This is a genomic window from Pseudomonas sp. GQ91 (assembly GCF_059758795.1).
The window spans coordinates 209623-228863 of the sequence record NZ_JCAXED010000001.1 but is presented as its reverse complement, the minus strand read 5'-3'; the positions used below and the strand labels follow the sequence as shown (position 1 = coordinate 228863).

14 protein-coding genes are annotated in these 19241 nt (G+C 60.4%); 3 read left to right on the top strand and 11 right to left on the bottom strand.

Features of this window, described 5'->3' with window-relative positions:
* Positions 1-252 precede the first annotated feature (252 nt).
* The gene (locus AC6CIA_RS00900; protein ID WP_498310202.1) at positions 253-1353 is read left to right on the top strand and encodes an ABC transporter substrate-binding protein; all 1101 of its coding nucleotides are present in this window, start codon (positions 253-255) and stop codon (positions 1351-1353) included.
* 24 nt (positions 1354-1377) lie between these two features.
* The gene (locus AC6CIA_RS00895; protein ID WP_498310201.1) at positions 1378-5103 is read left to right on the top strand and encodes an ATP-binding response regulator; all 3726 of its coding nucleotides are present in this window, start codon (positions 1378-1380) and stop codon (positions 5101-5103) included.
* Positions 5104-5894: 791 nt separating this feature from the next.
* Here the strand turns inward: AC6CIA_RS00895 and AC6CIA_RS00890 are convergent.
* Complete coding sequence (locus AC6CIA_RS00890) at positions 5895-6314, bottom strand: hypothetical protein (protein ID WP_498310200.1); 420 nt, start codon at positions 6312-6314, stop codon at positions 5895-5897.
* Here AC6CIA_RS00890 and AC6CIA_RS00885 point away from each other — a divergent pair.
* Positions 6313-6921 (top strand): N-acetyltransferase, encoded by a 609-nt coding sequence (locus AC6CIA_RS00885; protein ID WP_498310199.1) that lies wholly within the window; start codon positions 6313-6315, stop codon positions 6919-6921. The two genes, AC6CIA_RS00890 and AC6CIA_RS00885, sit on opposite strands and share 2 nt — an antisense overlap.
* A 160-nt stretch (positions 6922-7081) precedes the next feature.
* On the opposite strand, the gene AC6CIA_RS00880 is transcribed toward AC6CIA_RS00885, so the two are convergent.
* From AC6CIA_RS00880 to AC6CIA_RS00835, 10 genes are all read right to left on the bottom strand, one after another.
* Positions 7082-7294 (bottom strand): DUF3079 domain-containing protein, encoded by a 213-nt coding sequence (locus AC6CIA_RS00880; RefSeq protein ID WP_498310198.1) that lies wholly within the window; start codon positions 7292-7294, stop codon positions 7082-7084.
* 123 nt (positions 7295-7417) lie between these two features.
* On the bottom strand, positions 7418-8113 hold the full coding sequence (locus AC6CIA_RS00875) for an anaerobic ribonucleoside-triphosphate reductase activating protein (protein WP_339532502.1): 696 nt from the start codon (positions 8111-8113) through the stop codon (positions 7418-7420).
* The gene (gene nrdD, locus AC6CIA_RS00870; RefSeq protein ID WP_498310197.1) at positions 8110-8277 is read right to left on the bottom strand and encodes an anaerobic ribonucleoside-triphosphate reductase; all 168 of its coding nucleotides are present in this window, start codon (positions 8275-8277) and stop codon (positions 8110-8112) included. Before nrdD ends, AC6CIA_RS00875 begins: the two co-directional genes overlap by 4 nt.
* Positions 8278-8309: 32 nt before the next feature.
* Positions 8310-10325, bottom strand: a complete 2016-nt coding sequence (locus AC6CIA_RS00865) for a ribonucleoside triphosphate reductase (protein WP_498310196.1) — start codon at positions 10323-10325, stop codon at positions 8310-8312.
* Positions 10326-10473: 148 nt separating this feature from the next.
* On the bottom strand, positions 10474-11466 hold the full coding sequence (gene moaA / locus AC6CIA_RS00860) for a GTP 3',8-cyclase MoaA (RefSeq protein WP_498310195.1): 993 nt from the start codon (positions 11464-11466) through the stop codon (positions 10474-10476).
* Between the two features lie 20 nt (positions 11467-11486).
* Complete coding sequence (locus AC6CIA_RS00855) at positions 11487-12446, bottom strand: peptidylprolyl isomerase (protein ID WP_498310194.1); 960 nt, start codon at positions 12444-12446, stop codon at positions 11487-11489.
* Positions 12447-12456: 10 nt separating this feature from the next.
* The gene (gene narI, locus AC6CIA_RS00850) at positions 12457-13137 is read right to left on the bottom strand and encodes a respiratory nitrate reductase subunit gamma (protein WP_498310193.1); all 681 of its coding nucleotides are present in this window, start codon (positions 13135-13137) and stop codon (positions 12457-12459) included.
* Positions 13130-13885: a nitrate reductase molybdenum cofactor assembly chaperone gene (gene narJ / locus AC6CIA_RS00845; protein ID WP_498310192.1), complete on the bottom strand. Its 756-nt coding sequence runs from the start codon at positions 13883-13885 to the stop codon at positions 13130-13132. Before narJ ends, narI begins: the two co-directional genes overlap by 8 nt.
* A 2-nt stretch (positions 13886-13887) precedes the next feature.
* Positions 13888-15426 carry a nitrate reductase subunit beta gene (narH, locus tag AC6CIA_RS00840; RefSeq protein ID WP_498310191.1) on the bottom strand — a complete coding sequence of 513 codons (1539 nt, stop codon included), beginning with the start codon at positions 15424-15426 and terminating at the stop codon, positions 13888-13890.
* A 1-nt stretch (position 15427) separates the two neighbouring features.
* Positions 15428-19201, bottom strand: a complete 3774-nt coding sequence (locus tag AC6CIA_RS00835; RefSeq protein WP_498310190.1) for a nitrate reductase subunit alpha — start codon at positions 19199-19201, stop codon at positions 15428-15430.
* Positions 19202-19241: the final 40 nt, after the last annotated feature.

Sequence of the window (19241 nt, the reverse complement as noted above, 5' to 3'; positions counted from 1 at the left end):
TGGTAATGGCCGGTAGCTTCGTGTCTGATTATTGACGACACGCTTTCGATCCACGGAAACGTTTTCAGGAACCTCAGCCCCGACTTGACTTAGCAGGGCCGGAGGCCCTGAAACGGGGCGCGGCCCTACGTCATGGTATTCACAGACGTCCGTATGCCGCCCGGCCAATTGCCTCAACCAGATCAGGCAGTCAGTCCCGGCTCTCGGCAGGTGGAGTACTGTTGGTAAATTCCAAGCACGACGGAGAACAGCATGAACACCAAACCGACCCACAAAATCTTGTGGCGCTTCGCCGGCTGCTTGACCGGGCTGGCAATGATTGCCGCCAATCCAGCCCAGGCTGCCGATGGCGGCATCGCCCAAGGCGCTACCGCAAGCCATAGCATTGCCTTCAGCAACTCCTACGCGGGGAGCGATTTTCGCAAGGTGATGGTACGCAACTGGCAGGAGATTGCCGCCCAAGCGCAAAAGGATGGCTTGATCCGAGAGGCCCCGGTGGTCAGCGCCAATAACTCTGCGTCGGAACAGGCAGCCCATATCCAGGACATGATCGTCAAGGGCGTCAACGCCATCGTCATCCTGGCCGCGTCCGACACGGCCCTCAACGGGGTGATTCGGGATGCCTGCAACGCCGGCATCGTGGTGGTCGTCATGGCCAGCCTGGTCACCGAACGCTGCGTCTATACCGTGGACTACAACTGGGCCGCCATGGGTCGTGTGGAAATGGACTATATCGCCGGGCGCCTCAAGGGGAACGGAACGCTGCTAGAGATTCGTGGCATTGCCGGCGACGCCACCGATAAAAACATCAGCGACGGCATTCGCAAGGCTGCCAGCGACCATCCGGGCCTGAAGTTCGCCAAGACCGTGTACGGAAACTGGACGACTTCCGTCGCACGCAAGGAGGTGGCGCTGGCGCTGCCTTCGCTGCCCAGCATTGATGCCGTCGCTACGCAGGGAGGCGACGGTTATGGCGCGGCCATGGCGTTCAAGGCGGCGGGACGCCCTTTGCCGATCATCGTGATGGGCAACCGTCAGGACGAACTCGCCCTGTGGAAACAGGAACGTGATGCCAATGGCTACGAGACCGTCTCGGTCTCCGCCTCCCCGAGCGTCTCCCAAGTGGGTTTCTGGGTGGCCCAGCAGATTCTGGCGGGCAAGCAGGTGCCGAAGTTCGTCGAGGTGCCGCTGGTACGCATCGATGCGGAAGACCTGGACACCTGGCTCGCCACTATGCCGGTGGGCGGCGCCGCCAATCCTTTCTACAGCCAGGCTTCCGTTGCGGCGATGATCGACGCGGCTAACAACAATACGGCGCCGCCAGCGCCTTTGCCGGAGGTTACGAAGCAGTAGCGGCGGGTGAGGATGCGAGGCGCTATGTTGACATTCAAACCCGTCAGGGACAGGCCCATTGCCGTCAAAATTGGCCTGGCGGTCGCCGCACTGGTGTTCCTGATGCTGGCGGTATCGCTCGTGAACCTCTACGGCCTGCGCGGCATGGTACGTGCAGTGGATTCTGCCAGCCATTCCGCGGAAATTCTGGCGTCGGTCAACGGGGCTACCGAGCGGGTGGAAAACTTCATCGCCACCCGCGACCAGCAAAGCCTGTCCCAGGCAGAAGGCATGGTGGCGACGGCTATCGCCGGCCTCTCCGCCATTGCGGTGGCAGAGGAGCAATCGCTCAAGGGCAGCCTGGAGAGGCTCGCCGCGGCGATCGCCGCCTTGCGGGTGGCGACCCTGACCATGGATGGCGAAACGGAGAACATGACAGCCCACTACGGCCGGATGCGAGAGGCGACGATCCTCGTCGAACAGGGTATCGCTGATGGGCTGAAGAGGCTTGACTCGCGCGCCGCTGACCACGAGGCTCGGGTGAGCGACATCGAAAGCGCCCATCGCATCCTGGATATCCTGCGCAACGGCGAACGGATCATCACCGCCAATGTGGCCAAGATACTGGTGACCGGTGATGGGGCGGCCGCCACCGCAGCGCGCACTGCCTGCGCGGCACTCCCGCCCGTGGTCGAGCAATTGCGCGAGGTGATAGGGACGCAGCAGGCGGCAGAGACCCTGGACCCGTTGGCGACGGCGGTCGCTGCTGCCTGCCAGGCGGTCGAGCACCTTGGCGAGGCACCCAAACACCGGGGAGGCGAGGCTTTGCTGCATCTCGCCAGCGTCGGGGAGGAGGCCGAGCGCCTCGAGGCGATGTTGGGTGAAGTGGACGAGCACGTTGCCCATGACGCGAGCGACATTCAGGCAGCAACCGGTTTGCTGCACAATGCAGCCGCGTTGTCCAAGCGTTTCGCCGAGCGCGTTGCTACCCTGGAGGCACAGACCTTGTCGTTTCGCCTGTCACCGTCGGCCGAGGTCGCCGGTTCTGTTGGCGATCTCCTGGATGAGCTCTCCCGTCTCTCGCGCGTTCTCCCTTCGACCGTGGGGCAGCAAGCCAACGCGGCTACGCCCTTGACTGTCAACGATCAGATTGCCGGCTACCGGGCGGCATTCGCCAGGTTCCATCAGGCGAGCAACGCATTGGGCGCCGCGCGCGACCAAGTTCGCAACGAGGCGCGCAGCGCCGGCCTGTTGGTTGCGCGCTTCGCTGGCGAAGCGCGCTCCGACGCCTTGGTCCACAATGATCGCGGCATGCTTGCGACGATAGTCGCGGGTACCGTCGCCATCCTGCTGGCCGGCGCCATCGCCTGGAGCACGTCGCGGTTTATCGCGCAGCCCATCGTGGCCCTGACCTCGGTCATGCGCCGGCTTGCGGCCGGCGACTTGAACGCCAAAATCGCCAGCGCCGGACGCGGCGACGAGATTGGGATCATGACCCGCGCCGTACGGGTGTTCCAGGAGAATGCCCTGCGCATCCGAGTGCTGGAGGCCGAGGCCGAAGCCGAACGACAGCAAGTCCAGGCCTCTCTGGAAAAAATGGTCGCTGAACGGACCGACACGTTGCACCAGCAGACCGAGGTGCTGGAGGCACAGGCTGTCGAACTCATTCAGGCGCGCAACCAGGCCGAGACGGCTAACCAGGCAAAGAGCGATTTCGTCGCTACGGTCAGCCACGAATTGCGCACCCCCCTGACGCTCATTCTCGCCCCCCTGGAGCAGCTCTCGGCGGCGACCACCCCGCCGGCGGACTGGCGTGTGCAAATTGACCGCGCCCAACGCAACGCGCTGCGCTTGATGAACCGGGTGAACGACATCCTCGATTTCTCCAAGGCCGAAGCGGGCAAGTTTGAGTTGTGTCCGGCGCCCATTGACTTGGACCAGGCGGTGGGTGTGCTGGCCGAGGATGCCGCGATGGTGGCCGAGGGCAAAGGCTGCACCTTGACCTGCAGCATCGATCCCGCGCTTGGCACGGTGTTCCTGGACCCGCGACACTTCGAGAAGATTCTTCTCAACCTGGTGAGCAATGCCATCAAGTTCACGCCCGCTGGCGGCACCGTGCACCTGGCAGTCACTGCGCTGGATGGCGAGCGATTTGAACTCGCGGTGCAAGACTCGGGCATTGGCATTGCGCCTGACAAACTGCCGTTGCTGTTCCAGCGTTTTTCCCAGATCGACAATTCCGCCACGCGCCACTACAGCGGTACAGGCATCGGTCTCGCCCTGGTCAAGGATCTGGTCGAACTGATGGGCGGCGAAGTCGGCGTCAACAGCGAGCCAGGACGAGGTTCGTGCTTCTTTGTTCGACTTCCGCTGGGGGCTGAGCAAAACACCGCGCCGGCCGAAGCCAGCACTCTGTACGAGCGATCATCACCGAGCGCAACGAGCACAACCGAGCAGCGCCACCTGCGTTTCGACGACGGCCGCCATGGCAGTAGCAACGACCGCGCTTCGACGGCAGGCGCAGATGACGAGCAGCACCCGGAGCACGTCTCGCAATCCAGGGTGCTAGTGGTCGACGACAGCCCGGAAATGCTGAGCTACCTCAGCGAACTTTTGCACAACGACTACATCGTCGCCACCGCAGCTGATGGAGAGCAGGCCTGGGCACTCCTGCAGCATCGACCCATCGATGTCGTCATCTCGGACGTGATGATGCCGGAGCTCGACGGCTTTGGCCTGACAGCCAGAATCAAAGCCAGCGCCGGTTTCGCCCATTTGCCCGTGATCCTGTTGACCGCCCGCGGCGGCAGTGAGGCTTGCGTCTCCGGGCTGGAGAGTGGCGCCGATGACTATATCGCCAAACCCTTCTCGCCGCTGGAGCTGAAGGCTCGCGTACGCGCGGCGATACGCATGAGCCAGGTGCAAACCGAACTGCATGCGAAATCCCGGCAGGCGGGCATGGCTGAAATCGCCACGACTGTGCTGCACAACGTCGGCAACGTCCTCAACAGCGTGAACGTATCGGCAGAATGGGTCAGCAGTCAGATGCGCACTTCAAAAGTCCATGGGCTGGGCAAGGTGGCTCAGGTGATGAACGAGCACGTCAATGACCTGGGCGATTTTCTCAGCACAGACCACAAAGGAAAGATGCTGCCCGGCTACCTACTCAAGCTGGCGGAGGTGGTGACGGCAGAGCAACAGGGCATCATCGAAGAACTCGAACGACTCACCAAGGGCGTTGACCACATCAAAACCATTGTCGCTGCCCAGCAGTCCTATGCCGTTGCCGTCAGTGTTGTCGAGACAGTGCCGGTCTCAGAGTTAATCGACGATGCCTTGCGCATGAGTGCCGGATCACTGGCGCGCCAAGAGGTGAGGGTGGTCAAGGTAGTGGCCGACTTGCCCCTGCTGGCGCTGGACCGGCATCGGGTGCTGCTGATTCTGGTGAACCTGATCAGGAATGCCAAGCAGGCGTTGGGCGCCGTGATCGATCGCAGCCCGTGCATCACGTTCAGCGCCTCCCTTGCTGACGGGCCAATATTGCGTATCGCGGTGGCCGACAACGGCAATGGGATTGCGCCAGAGCACCTGCCGCGTATCTTTTCGCATGGCTTCACTACTCGCAAAGAGGGTCACGGTTTTGGCCTGCACAGCTGCGCGCTAGCCGCGCAGGAAATGGGCGGCAGCTTGAGCGTGCACAGCGACGGGGTGGGGCAGGGCGCAACCTTCACCCTCGATATCCCCCTTGATGCGCCGCAGAATAAGCGCTGAACACCGAACCAGCTGCAGCTCGCAGTGCTGAGGCGGCGCAGCAAACGGCAGCCTTAATTGCCGACTCTTCGCTCAAGACTCAGCGGGGTATGATCATTGCCGGGCGTACGACTGATTCATTACGCAATATCGTAAAAGGAACGAGTGCCGTCTCAAGCCGCGTGTCAACAACCCTGGATGAGCCAGTTCAATGGTCAGAAATAGCCGATCGAGGACTTTAGACAATGCGCGGATCGACAACGGGCGGCCTCAATCGCCTCAAAGTGGCAGGCCAAGATAGCCTCATCGATATCCAGATCTCGGGTTGGCATAGGTGTAGAAAGCCAGGATAGCGCGCAGATGTGCCGCAGCCGTGTTGTAAGCACGGTGCCTAAGTTTAAATTGGACGTAGATGAACGGGACAAGTTGGGGCAACCGCGCCGCATTACCAGCTTGCTAGCCGCTGACCTGAAGAGAAACGGCGCTGAATCAGTTTCATCGGCCGCCACCTCATTCAATGACTTGCCATGAACACAAAATACATGGCCCGTTGAGAGCCTGGACGTCAAAAGCAGATTTGTCGAATCAGAGCCTTACGTGGCTTATGAGCATATCTGACATAACATATGATTTAACATAATATACATTATGCGAACCAATTGAATGATCGATGAAGGCTGGTCTCGCTCAGATTTCAAGCCTGGCATAGCCAGCTCGGTGTTTCTTAACGGGCACGTTGTCATGAGCGTTCCCTCGCATAGCCTCTGGCGACGTTTCGAGTTCAATCAATGCCTGTGCCTACTGTTCGGCGATTAATCGGCAGACCGTATTGGACTGTAATAACCGTTCGCACGCAGTTGCAGGCTGTATATCCAGATGCCGAAGACCAATGCGTACTCCTTGAACATCGGCATCGTCAGCATGTGCACGATGGAGTCGCTGCGCATCTGAGTAATGGATAAGGTTACGCCCAATGCCAAGGCCAGAATAAAACACCACGAGTTGCTCTGTTTTTTCCCAGCTAGCATCAATGCGCCCACGAACATCAGCAGCGTTACGGAACAGGCACAGAGCAGCACCAGCAGTGAAATATCCCCTTGCCAGGCTTGCTCAAGCCCTTCGTTGACTAGCCAAAGACCTGACTGAACCAGCAAAATGAAGCAGTAAAAAACAATCATGAAGACCGGGGCTGGGCGTTTGGTGTACCAAGGCTGGGGTGTGTTTGCTTCCATGACGACGTTGCTCCTGAAGGATCGTGCAAAGTTGCGAATTATAGGCGCGATTACCTTGTCCTCCCAGTTTTGCGCAATGCACAAGCGTCAGCCCCTGGCTTTTCAACCTGGTCATGAGGTGGTCAGGTACAGATACCGCTCACCAATGGAGTCTCATAAGGAAATGACAACACCCGCAATCCCAAGACCCTTTACCCAACAAGACATGGACCGCGTTCTGGACATCTGGCTGGAAGCTTCACTCCAGGCCCACGACTTCATTGAGCCCGCGTTTTGGCTGCGTCACGTCGAGGATATGCGCAATCTGTACCTACCTGCGTCGCAGACTTTTGTGCTGGAACGCGAATCGCGTGTGGTCGGTTTCTGCTCGCTGCATGACGATCAGCTCGCGGCCTTGTTCATCGCCCCTGAGTACCAACGCTCAGGACTTGGTGCGCGATTACTTGAGTACGCCAAGAGCTTGCGCGAGCGTTTGACACTGGCGGTCTATAAAGAAAACGCTGCCGGCTGCGCGTTTTACCAAGCGCAAGGCTTTAAGGTGATTCAACAACAAACGGACGAACAGACTGGTCATCTCGAGTACCTGATGGCCTGGAGCCGTACCTGATCCAGGCGATCTGGGGTTGTCTATCGAACTGACAGCCCTATCCTCCTGCCAGATTTTTCATTTCCGTTGTTATAACTCAACTAAATGACTCTTTAGTTGAGTTATCGCAGATAGATCCGTCGCGCAATGCCGTCAGCGAATGCCTGTCGAGCGTTTTACGCTAGTTACCCTCATCCACCTTCTTGTCTGTGGCAATAAGAGAGTCGATCCCCCAATCGCCCGGTACGCTCCACTCTTCTCCAAACAGCTCGGCCGGATGCATCGTGCGTTCGGAGCCGTTGCCGCACGCCAGGGATTTGCTCGGGCAATAGCGGTCACATCCCCAGCAGATCCGCTCTGGGTGTTTCGGGTTGATGGGGAAGTTCTTGGCCATGCCGATCTCCGATCATTGAGAGGCGTTGTTCCAACCTACATCCGCTGTGCAACGCCAGCCTTGATGGATGTCAAGAGATCGACATTCAACGACTGCCCTCCTCCCCGCATGATCCTGGGTCGTTCAGCCGCGCAGCACGAACGTTGGAAACAACTCGCGCATGGCGGCCCAGGTTTCGGCCAGCAAGGTCTGGACTGAAACGGCTGGCAACAGCGGATCAAGCATTCGTTCGGTACGTACCAGTTGCACGGCAAAGCGCTTGACGCCCAGGTCGCTCAAGCGCTGCGCCAGGCTCAACAAGCGTGTCGGTTCAATAAGATGCCAATGCACGGTGGTGCGACATTCATAGTCGACGCCGCTGTTCAGCAGGTGTTCAAGGCTATGCCAGTTGGCGTTTCCGCTGCCTTCGACACGGGTGATGGCCTGGCAATCCTCCGGCAGCGCCTTGACGTCGAAACCGACCCAGTCAGCCCCGGTCAGCGCCTTGGCGAACGCGCCCGGCTTGATGCCGGCGCTGTGCAGGCCGATGCGAAAGCCCATCTCCCGCACCTCATCCATGGCGCTGGCCAGGCCGTCCTGCAGGGTCGGCTCGCCACCGCTGAACACCACGGCATCCAGCAGGTCCTGACGCCGTTGCAAAAACGCCGTTACCCGCCGCCAGTCCACTTCCTCAGTACCGCGAGGCGGGATCAACTGCGGGTTGTGGCAGTAGCGACAACGCCAGGCGCAACCCTGGCAGAACAACACGCACGCGAGCTGTCCCGGATAGTCGATAGTGGTCAGGGGCACCATGCCCCCAACCCGAAGCATTCGACTCATTGGCGCCCTGCCGCTGCCGCGCTTTCGCTGAAGTGGAGCCGTTCGCGATGCTCCGACTGTTTGCCCGGGTTGAACGCCGATACCGGGCGGTGATACCCCATCACCCGGGTCCAGACTTCGCAGCGTTGACGTTGCGCCTGTGGCAGTGTTTGCGATGCATTCATGATGAAGCTCCTTGGGATTGAGTGGAACGAAATTAACCGACGGTGGCGGATGCCTGTTCTTTCAACAGAAGCACCTCGTCGCATTTGGGGCAGAACTCATGCTCGCCATCGAGGTAACCGTGCACCGGGCAAATGGAGAACGTCGGGGTTACCGTCAGGTAGGGCAAGCGGAAACGCCCGAGGGCCTTGCGTACCAGTTGCTTGCAGGCCTGGGTCGAGGAAATCCGCTCGGCCATGTACAGATGCAGCACCGTGCCGCCGGTGTACTTGCATTGCAGTTCGTCTTGCAGCTCCAGCGCTTCGAAAGGATCTTCGGTATAGCCCACGGGCAGTTGCGAGGAGTTGGTGTAGTACGGCGCCTGGGGATTGCCGGCCTGGAGAATCTCGGGATAGCGCTTGAGGTCTTCCTTGGCGAAGCGGTAGGTGGTGCCCTCGGCCGGCGTCGCTTCGAGGTTATACAGATGGCCCGTTTCTTCCTGGAAGCGCAGTAAGGTGGCGCGCACATGATCGAGCATTTTCAGGGCAAATTGCCGGCCAGGTTCGGTGTGCATGCCCTCCTCGTCACCGCTGAAGTTACGCAACATTTCATGCAGGCCGTTGAGTCCGATGGTCGAGAAATGATTGCGCAAGGTGCCGAGGTAACGCTTGGTGTACGGATACAGTCCGGCATCCATGTGGCGCTGAATGACTTTGCGCTTGACCTCCAGGCTCTCCATCGCCAATTCCATCAGCGTGTCCAGGCGCTTGAGCAAACCGCTGGTGTCGCCCTTGAACACATAGCCCAGGCGCGCGCAGTTGATGGTCACCACGCCGAGTGATCCGGTCTGCTCGGCCGAACCGAACAAGCCGCCGCCGCGCTTGAGCAACTCGCGCACATCCAACTGCAAGCGGCAGCACATCGATCGCACCTGATTGGGCTGCATGTCCGAATTGAGGAAGTTCTGGAAGTACGGCAGGCCGTAACGCGCGGTCATCTCAAACAGACGGTCGGCGTTTTCACTGTCCCAGGGAAAGTCATGGGTGATGTTGTAGGTCGGGATCGGAAAGGTGAACACTCGCCCTTTTGCATCGCCGGCCTGCATCACCTCGATATAAGCGCGGTTGATCAGGTCCATTTCGACTTGCAGGTCACCATAGGCAAACGGCATTTCCTCACCGCCGATGACGGGGATCTGCTCACACAGATCCTGCGGGCAAACCCAGTCGAACGTGAGGTTGGTGAACGGCGTCTGGGTGCCCCAGCGCGACGGCACGTTGAGGTTGTAGATGAACTCCTGGAGCGCCTGGCGAACCTGCTCGAAACCCAGCTGGTCCTTGCGTACATAGGGCGCCAGGTAGGTGTCGAACGAGCTGAACGCCTGGGCGCCGGCCCATTCGTTTTGCAGGGTGCCGAGGAAGTTCACCATTTGCCCCAGGGCGCTGCTCAAGTGCTTCGGCGGCCCGGCTTCGACACGCCCTGGCACACCATTCAGCCCTTCGTGCAACAAGGTACGCAACGACCAGCCGGCGCAGTAACCGGCGAGCATGTCGAGGTCGTGCACATGCAAATCGGCCTCGCGGTGGGCCTGCCCGATCGCTTCGCTGTAGACCTCGTCGAGCCAGTAGTTGGCGGTCACCTTGCCCGATACATTCAACACCAGTCCGCCGAGGGAGTAGCCTTGGTTGGCGTTGGCCTGAACCCGCCAGTCTTCACGGTCCAGGTATTCGTTCATTGACGTGGCGACCTCGACCATGGTCCGACGGTCGCGGCGCAAGCGTCCGTGCTGTTCGCGGTAGACGATGTAGGCACGCATGGCGAAGAAAAACCCCGCATCCATCAACACCCGTTCGACACGGTCCTGGATCTGCTCGACATGCAGTCTGGGCAGCCCGGCCAAGCGCGCGAGTACCGTCTCGAGCAAGCTTTCGACCTCAGCCTCGGTGTACTCGCCGGTTGCCTTGCCAGCAGCGATCAATGCCTGACGGATCTTGTCGGCATCAAAGGCGACAAGATCGCCATTGCGTTTGTACAAACGGGTACATCCTGTTGCGATCAACGTGCCCTGCATTTGGCCTCCAGATACTACATATAGATTTTTATCAAGGTAAAAACACAACATGCAGTAAAGGCTACGGACAAAACGTGGTTCTGCAATTGACCGGCATCAAGATTGGACGATGAAAAAACTGTCTGGGCGCCTGCCAGTAAAACGCGGATCAACCACCACTCATGTTCATGAATCTGACGATTTTCACCTCTGCGTTCGGGGTGAAGTCGTGACGCATTGGCTTGCCCAGCAGTGCTTTTTGCACCGCGCCGATCACCGGCTGGTCATCCAGCGGGTAGCGCCGCAGCAACCGTCTCAAATCCAGCGCATCGTCCTGCCCCAGGCACAGCAGCAGCTTGCCTTCGACCGTCATCCGCACCCGATTGCAGCTGCCACAGAAGTTGTGGCTATTGGGTGAAATAAAACCGATCCGCGTCTCGGGATGCTGTTCCAGGCGCACATACCGTGCCGGCCCCCCGCTGTTTTCGGTGCTGTCGAGCAGTGGATAGCTCTTTGCTATCAGTGCCCGCACTTCTTCGCTGGAACAAAACGCTTCGCCCCGTGAACGGCCGACGTCGCCCAAGGGCATTTCTTCGATAAAACTGATGTCGATGCGCTGATCAATGGCGTATTGCACCAGCGCCGGGACTTCATCGAAGTTGCGCCCCTTCATCACCACACAGTTGAGCTTGACCCGCTCGAACCCCGCGTTCCGCGCCGCCTCTATACCGCCGAGCACCTGATCGAGATCGCCATTGCGGGTGATTGCCCGAAATTTTCGCGCATCCAAGCTATCGAGGCTGATGTTCATCCGCTTGACCCCCGCCTCCGCCAACGGTCCGGCCAAGCGGCTCAATTGCGAGCCGTTGCTAGTCATCACCAGTTCGCGCAAACCGGGTAAGGCGGCGATGTCGCGGCACAGTCCGAGAATGCCGGGACGGATCAGCGGCTCGCCGCCGGTAAGGCGGATTTTGCGTACACCTTGGCCAACGAACAGCCTCGCCAGGCGCTGCAACTCCTCCAGCGTCAAGACCTGTTGGCGCGGCAGGAAGGTCATGTTCTTCGCCATGCAATACACACAGCGAAAATCACACCGGTCCGTCACCGACAGCCGCAGATAGTCGATCTGCCGTCCAAAACCATCCTGCAAGACTGCGTTCATCACACCTCCCCGTTTAGGACTCACTGCACCAGCGGTGAGTCGGCGCCCTGCAAATGGATACCGCGAATATCCGCCGCACCGATCAAGGTTTGCAGGTACTGCACCAAGGCTTTTTGCCAGACGCCTTGTTGCAACTGCGTGCGGATCGCCGTCGACACCACTTCATAAGGCAATGGCATGCCTTCGATCCGCTGATCGACACTGACCACATGCCAGCCATAGCGGCTTTCCAAGGGCTTACTGGCCAGCCCCGGTGTCAGGTTGAACAGCTGGCGCTCCAGTTCAGGCACGGTCTGGCCTTTACTGATCTGTCCTAAAGAACCGCCCTGAGCCTTGGACGGACAGGCCGAATATTTAACCGCCAGTTCAGCAAAGCTGCCGGGGAACTCACCCAGGCGCTGCAGCAGGATTTGCGCCTGTTGTTGCGCCAGCTCGCGGGCCTCGGCATCGTCCGGCGCGCATTCAAGCAGGATATGCCGCACCGCCAGCAACGGTGCGCTGTGGAAACGTCCGCGATTGTTTTCGTAGTAACGAAGACAGGTGTGTTCGTCGCACTGCGGCACGTGCACCTCACGTTCGAGCAGCAGGCGTGTGGCGGCCTCTTCTTCGTTCTCACCCGCGCCGACCTCCATCGACACCCCAAGTTCGGTGATGCGCTGCTGCAACAGCTCGCGGATCACCAGCGCCCTGGCCGCCAGAAATACCGCTTCTTCACGGCTTTCGGCGGGGTGATATTGCAGCTCCTGCGCCATCGCCTCCGGCGTGATCAGCACCTCGTTGACACTGATGACCGGCCACTCTTGTTCGCTGCTGGCGATCAACTGCGCCGGGGCGTCAGCGGCCGCCGCGGGTTCGGCCGGGAGGGCTTCAAACTGGGCCTCCACGACCGGTTTGATGCGTGGGACATCCTCGGTTGTTTTTGAAGAACCGCAGCCACCGCTGCCCCCAGTACCGCCGCCACATCCACATCCACTTGACATGCGTGTCTCCTCAGAATTTCTGCCGAACGATTTGATAACGGCGTCCCAGGTACCAGATCGGTGCGCTGATCATGTGTACCAGGCGAGTGAACGGGAACAGCACAAACAGGCTCAGGCCGAGGAACACGTGCAGCTTGTAGGTCAGCCCGACCGGGGCGATCGAGGCCGCCGCTTCCATCGGCCGCAACAACACGGTGTTCTGCGCCCAGTCGGCGAGCATCACCATCACCGAACCATCCATGTGCCCGGTGGACGCCACGATGGTCAGCAGGCCGAGTAGCAACTGCGCCAGTAACACCAGCAGAATCAGGATGTCGGATGGGCTGGACGTGGCGCGGACCCGAGGGTCGGTCAGCCGCCGATTGATCAGCATCAGCAGGCCGATCAGGCACAACAGGCCGAAGAACCCGCCAGACACCATCGCCAGCAGTTGCTTGTTCTCAGTGCTGATCACATGGTGGTACACCGACGCGGGCGTCAGCAGCCCGACGAAGTGCCCGGCCAGCACGAACAGCACGCCTACGTGGAACAAATTGCTCGCCACACGCATGCCGCGCGGGTTGAGCATCTGGCTCGAACCTGCCTTCCAGCTGTATTGCGACAGATCGAAGCGGGCCCAGCTGCCGATCAGGCAGATCGCCAAGGCGACATAGGGATAGATCCCGAACAACAACAGATCCCATTTAGACATTGCCTACCTCCTTGGCTGGCACGGCGGCCGGCCCTTCATGCTGAAAATCGACCCAGTGCAATGGCACCGCGCTTTCTTCCCGGGCCTTGCCCGGTGCGCTTGGCAGCGAACCGCAACGGTCCTGCTGCTCGGCCTGGAGGAAGTCCACGGCCTCCTCTTCCCAGACCTTGTCGAGGGCTTCGAGGGAGTCATCGCGTGGTTCCGCGGCGACCTGCGCGCGCAGTTCGGCCACGGCCTGATGGGGCTCGGCCCCGGCAATTTGCAGGAGTGCCCGGAAGCAACTGGCGTAGGCACTTTCACGCTCTTCCAGGCGCGCCGCGAGCAACGCCAGCAGATGCGCAACATCCGCCAGGCCCTCGCGGGCCTCGATGTCTTCGCGGGTGGACAGGAACTCCAGGTACAGCGGGATGTAGTCCGGCAGTTCCTTGACGCCGATGGCAAAACCGGCCTCTTCGTACTGCGCCATCATGTCGACCATGGCCTGGCCTCGATCGCGGGACTCGCCGTGCACATGCTCGAACAACAGCAGCGACAGCGAGCGGCCGCGACCGAACAGTGCACCGTAGTGTTCCTGCCCGTCCATCAGGTCATGGGCGCATATCAGCGCCATCAGCTCGAACAGCGCACCGCGCTGTTTCGGGCTGATTTCCCGGGACTGGATGATCGCCTGCTCCAGTTCTTCGCGACCGTTGACCAGTGTTTCGGTCGGGTAATCGAGCAGCAGTGAAATCACTTTGAGAATTTGCATGCCTAGTCCTCCCACAGCTGGACGGTTTTCAGGATGTCGCGGCGGTTGGCTTTCTTGGCCCCGAACATGTTGGTGTCGGAACTGCCGCTGCAACCGCTGCCGAAGCTGAAACCGCAACCGGAACGTTCGGCGAAGGCGTCGCTCATGGCGTCTTCACGGTGGGCGCTCGGTACGACAAAGCGGTCTTCATAATTGGCGATCGCCAGGTAGCGATACATTTCTTCCACCTGCGCCACGCTCAGGCCGACATCCGCCAGCACTTGCAGGTCCTGAACCCCATCGACCTGCTCGGAGCGCTTGTAGGCGCGCATCGCCAGCAAACGTTTCAGCGCACGCTTCACCGGTTTTTCATCGCCCGCCGTCAGCAGGTTGGCCAGGTACTTCAAGGGAATGCGCAGGCTGTCGACGTCGGGAATGACCCCGTTCATCCCGACGGTGCCGGCAGTCGCGGCGTTCTGGATCGGCGACAGCGGCGGTACGTACCAGACCATCGGCAAGGTGCGGTATTCCGGGTGCAGCGGCAGCGCGAGTTTCCAGTCCACGGCCATCTTGTAGACCGGCGAACGCTGGGCGGAATCGATCACCGATTGCGGTACACCGTCTTCCAGGGCCTGGCGAATGACCGCTGGGTCGTTTGGATCGAGGAATAGCTCCAGTTGTTTCTCGTACAGGTCCTGTTCATCGGCGGTGCTCGCCACTTCGCTGATGCGATCGGCGTCATACAGCAGCACACCGAGGTAGCGGATACGCCCGACGCAGGTTTCGGCGCAAACGGTCGGCATCCCGGCTTCGATACGCGGGTAGCAGAAAATGCACTTCTCGGATTTGCCGCTCTTCCAGTTGAAGTAGATTTTCTTGTAGGGGCAGCCGCTGATGCACATGCGCCAGCCCCGGCACTTTTCCTGGTCAATCAGGACGATGCCGTCTTCCTCGCGCTTGTAGATCGCCCCGCTTGGGCATGACGCCGCGCACGTCGGGTTGAGGCAGTGTTCGCACAGGCGCGGCAAATACATCATGAAGGTGTTTTCGTACTCGCCGTAAATGTCTGCCTGAATCTTGTCGAAGTTCTTGTCCTTGCGGCGCTTGGCGAATTCGGTGCCAAGGATTTCTTCCCAGTTCGGGCCCCACTCGATTTTTTCCATGCGCTTGCCGGACACCACCGAACGCGGGCGTGCGGTCGGTTGATGCTCGCCCAGGGGCGCGGTGTGCAGGTGCTGGTAATCGAAGTCGAACGGCTCGTAGTAATCGTCCAGGCTCGGCAGGTCGGGGTTGGCGAAGAGGTTGGCGAGCACGCGGAACTTGCCGCCGATACGCGGATTGATCGTGCCGTTGGCGTTGCGGATCCAGCCACCCTTCCATTTGTCCTGGTTTTCCCATTCTTTCGGGTAGCCGATCCCGGGCTTGCTTTCGACGTTGTTGAACCAGGCGTACTCCATGCCTTCGCGACTGGTCCAGACGTTTTTGCAAGTGATCGAACAGGTGTGGCAGCCAATGCACTTGTCCAGGTTCAGGACCATGCCGATTTGTGAGCGAATCTTCATCTCAGTTCTCCTCGATATCGGTCGGCAGTGGACGCGGCAGGTCATCGCCGGTGGAACCATCGAGCCAGTCGACGTTGGCCATCTTGCGCACCACGACGAACTCATCGCGGTTGCAACCGACCGTGCCGTAATAGTTGAAACCGTAGGCCTGCTGGGCATACCCGCCGATCATGTGGGTCGGCTTGAGGACCACGCGGGTCACCGAGTTGTGGTGCCCGCCACGGGTCTTGGTGGTTTCCGACCCCGGCACGTTCACGATGCGTTCCTGGGCGTGATACATCATCACCATGCCTTCCTTGACCCGCTGGCTGACCACCGCACGTGCGGTCAGGGCGCCGTTGACGTTGAAGCACTCGATCCAGTCGTTGTCCTCGATCCCGGCGCGCTTGGCGTCGATTTCCGAGAGCCACACAATCGGTCCGCCACGGCTCAGGGTGAGCATCAGCAGGTTGTCGCTGTAGGTGCTGTGAATGCCCCACTTCTGGTGCGGGGTGATCCAGTTCAGGACGATCTCGGTTTCGCCATTGCTGCGTTTGCCCTTGACGCCTTCGATGGTGCGGGTGTTGACCGGCGGCCGGTAGCTCATCAACTGCTCGCCGAAGGCCTGCATCCACGGGTGATCCTGGTAGAACTGCTGGCGGCCGGTAATGGTGCGCCACGGGATGTTTTCGTGAACGTTGGTGTAGCCGGCGTTGTAGCTGACGTGTTCGTCCTCGAGGCCGGACCAGGTCGGGCTGGAAATGATCTTGCGCGGCTGCGCCTGGATATCGCGAAAGCGGATCGCTTCATGGGCCTTGGAAATGGCCAGGTGGCTGTGGTCGATACCGGTGAACTCGGACAGCGCCGCCCAGGCTTTGAGCGCAACCTTGCCGTTGGTTTCCGGGGCCAGGGACAGGATTACCTCGGCCGCGTCGATTGCCGTGTCGATCTTTGGCCGACCCTGGCTGATGCCGGCGTCGCCTTCGTGGTGATTGAGCTCACCGAGAAACTCGACCTCCTCGTCGGTGTTCCAGTTGATGCCCTTGCCGCCATTGCCGAGTTTTTCCAGCATTGGGCCGAGGGACGTGAACTGCTTGTAGATGTTCGGATAGTCGCGTTCCACCACCGCCATGTTTGGCGCATTCTTGCCCGGTTGCGGTGCCACGCCGGCACTTTTCCAATCGGTGCCGCCAAACGGCTGGGCCAGTTCGCCGACGCTGTCATGCATCAGCGGTACGGTGACCAGGTCTTTTTCGACACCCAAGTGGCCGACCGACATGGCCGAGAAGGCCTTGGCGATGCCCTTGTAGATTTCCCAGTCGGACCGCGATTCCCACGCCGGGTCAATCGCCGCCGACAGCGGGTGAATGAACGGGTGCATGTCCGAGGTGTTCATGTCGTCTTTTTCGTACCAGGTGGCGGTCGGCAAGACGATGTCGGAATACACGCAGGTCGAGGACATGCGGAAGTCCAGGGTGGTCACCAGATCCAGCTTGCCGATGGCGCCATCCTCGACCCATTCGGCCTCGGTAGGCTTGCATTCGGTGCTGTGGCCGATGTCTTCGTTCATGACCCCGTTCTTGGTGCCGAGCAGGTACTTGAGCATGTACTCATGCCCTTTGCCGGAAGAACCCAGCAGGTTGGAGCGCCAGATGAACATGTTGCGCGGGAAGTTCACCGGGCTGTCCGGTTGCTCGCAGGCGAAGCGCAGGCTGCCGTCCTGCCAGGACTTGACCACGTAGTCCTTGGGGTCCATGCCGGCCGCTGCGGCGTCGCGGCAAATGTGCAGCGGGTTGGTGTTCAGCTGTGGTGCGCTCGGTAACCAGCCGGCGCGTTCGGCGCGGATGTTGTAGTCCAGTGCGTGTTCCGGGAATTGTGACTTGTCGGCCAGTGGCGAGAGCACGTCGTGCATGCTCATCTTTTCGTGACGCCATTGCGAACTGTGCCCGTAAAAGAAGCTGGTGCCGTTCATCTGGCGTGGCGGACGGTTCCAGTCGAGGCCGAAGGCCAAAGGCAACCAGCCGCACTGGGGGCGCAGTTTTTCCTGGCCCACGTAATGCGCCCAACCGCCGCCGGTCTGGCCCACGCAACCGCAGAGCATGAGCATATTGATCAGCCCACGGTAGTTCATGTCCATGTGGTACCAATGGTTCATCGCCGCGCCGACGATGATCATCGAGCGCCCCTTGGTCTTGTCGGCGTTGTCGGCAAACTCACGGGCAATCTGGATGGCTTTCTCGCGGCTGACGCCGGTGATCGCTTCCTGCCAGGCCGGGGTGCCCGGTACGCCGGCGTCGTCGTAGTCCTTGGCTACGTTGCCGCCACCCAGGCCACGGTCGATGGCCAGGTTGGCCGCCGACAGGTCAAACACCGTGGCGACCTTGGCCACGCTGCCGTCAGCCAGGGTCACGCTGTGCACCGGCACCCGGCGGAACTGCACGGCATCGCCCGCCACGTGCTGGAAATGCTCGTGGGCTTCGCCGGCAAAATACGGGAACGCCACTTCGGCGACGTCGTCGCCGATCAGGCTGAGCTTGAGGTCGATCGTGCGCCCTTCACCGCCCTCCTTCGGCAAAATGTTCCACTTGCCCTTCTCGCCCCAGCGATAACCGATTGAACCTTGTGGCGAGACCAGCTCACCGCGCTCGTCGAGAGCGATGGTTTTCCATTCCGGATTGTTGTCCTGGCCGAGGTTGCCGGTCAGGTCGCAAGCGCGCAGGAAGCGATCAGGCTGAAAGCCTGCGCCTGGCGCGGTGCCGAGCATCGGCTTGAGCATTACCAGCACCGGCAAGTCGGTGAAACGCTTGGCGTATTCGGTGAAATAGGCACTCGGCTTGTCCAGGTGAAATTCCTTGAAGATCACATGGTTGAAGGCCTGGGCCAGCGCGGCGTCTGTGCCCTGCTTGGGGTTGAGCCACAGGTCGGTGAGCTTGGCCACTTCCGAATAGTCGGGGGTGATGGCCACGGTCTTGGTGCCCTTGTAGCGCACTTCGGTAAAGAAGTGCGCATCCGGGGTGCGGGTCTGCGGGACGTTGGAACCCCAGGCGATGATGTAGTTGGAGTTGTACCAGTCGGCCGATTCCGGCACATCGGTCTGCTCGCCCCAGACCATTGGCGAAGCCGGTGGCAGGTCGCAGTACCAGTCATAGAAGCTCAGGCACACGCCGCCGATCAATGACAGGTAACGCGAACCGGCCGCGTAGCTGACCATCGACATGGCCGGGATCGGCGAGAAACCGACAATGCGGTCCGGGCCGTACTGCTTGATGGTGTAGACGTTGGAAGCGGCGATGATTTCGTTGACTTCGTCCCAGTTGGAACGGATGAAGCCGCCCATGCCGCGCTTGCTCTTGTAGGCGTCGGCCTTGACCTTGTCCTCGACGATACTGGCCCAGGCTTCTACTGGCGGCAGGGTCAGGCGCGCTTCACGCCACAATTTGAGCAGCGGCTTGCGGATTTTCGGGTACTTGAGACGGTTGGCGCTGTAGATGTACCAGCTGTAGCTGGCGCCACGCGGACAGCCACGCGGTTCATGGTTGGGCAGATCGTTGCGGGTGCGCGGATAGTCGGTCTGTTGGGTTTCCCAGGTGATCAGGCCGTTCTTCACGTAGATTTTCCACGAGCAAGACCCGGTGCAGTTCACCCCGTGGGTGGAGCGCACGATCTTGTCGTACTGCCAGCGCGAACGGTAGACGTTCTCCCAGTCGCGAGACTCCTTGCGGGTCTCTCCATGACCGTCGGAAAACTCGTTTTGCTTACGATTGAAGAACCGTAGTTGATCCAGTAAATGACTCACGTTGTAGTCCTCTCAGGCTTGCTGCGGGGTTCTGTGCCCC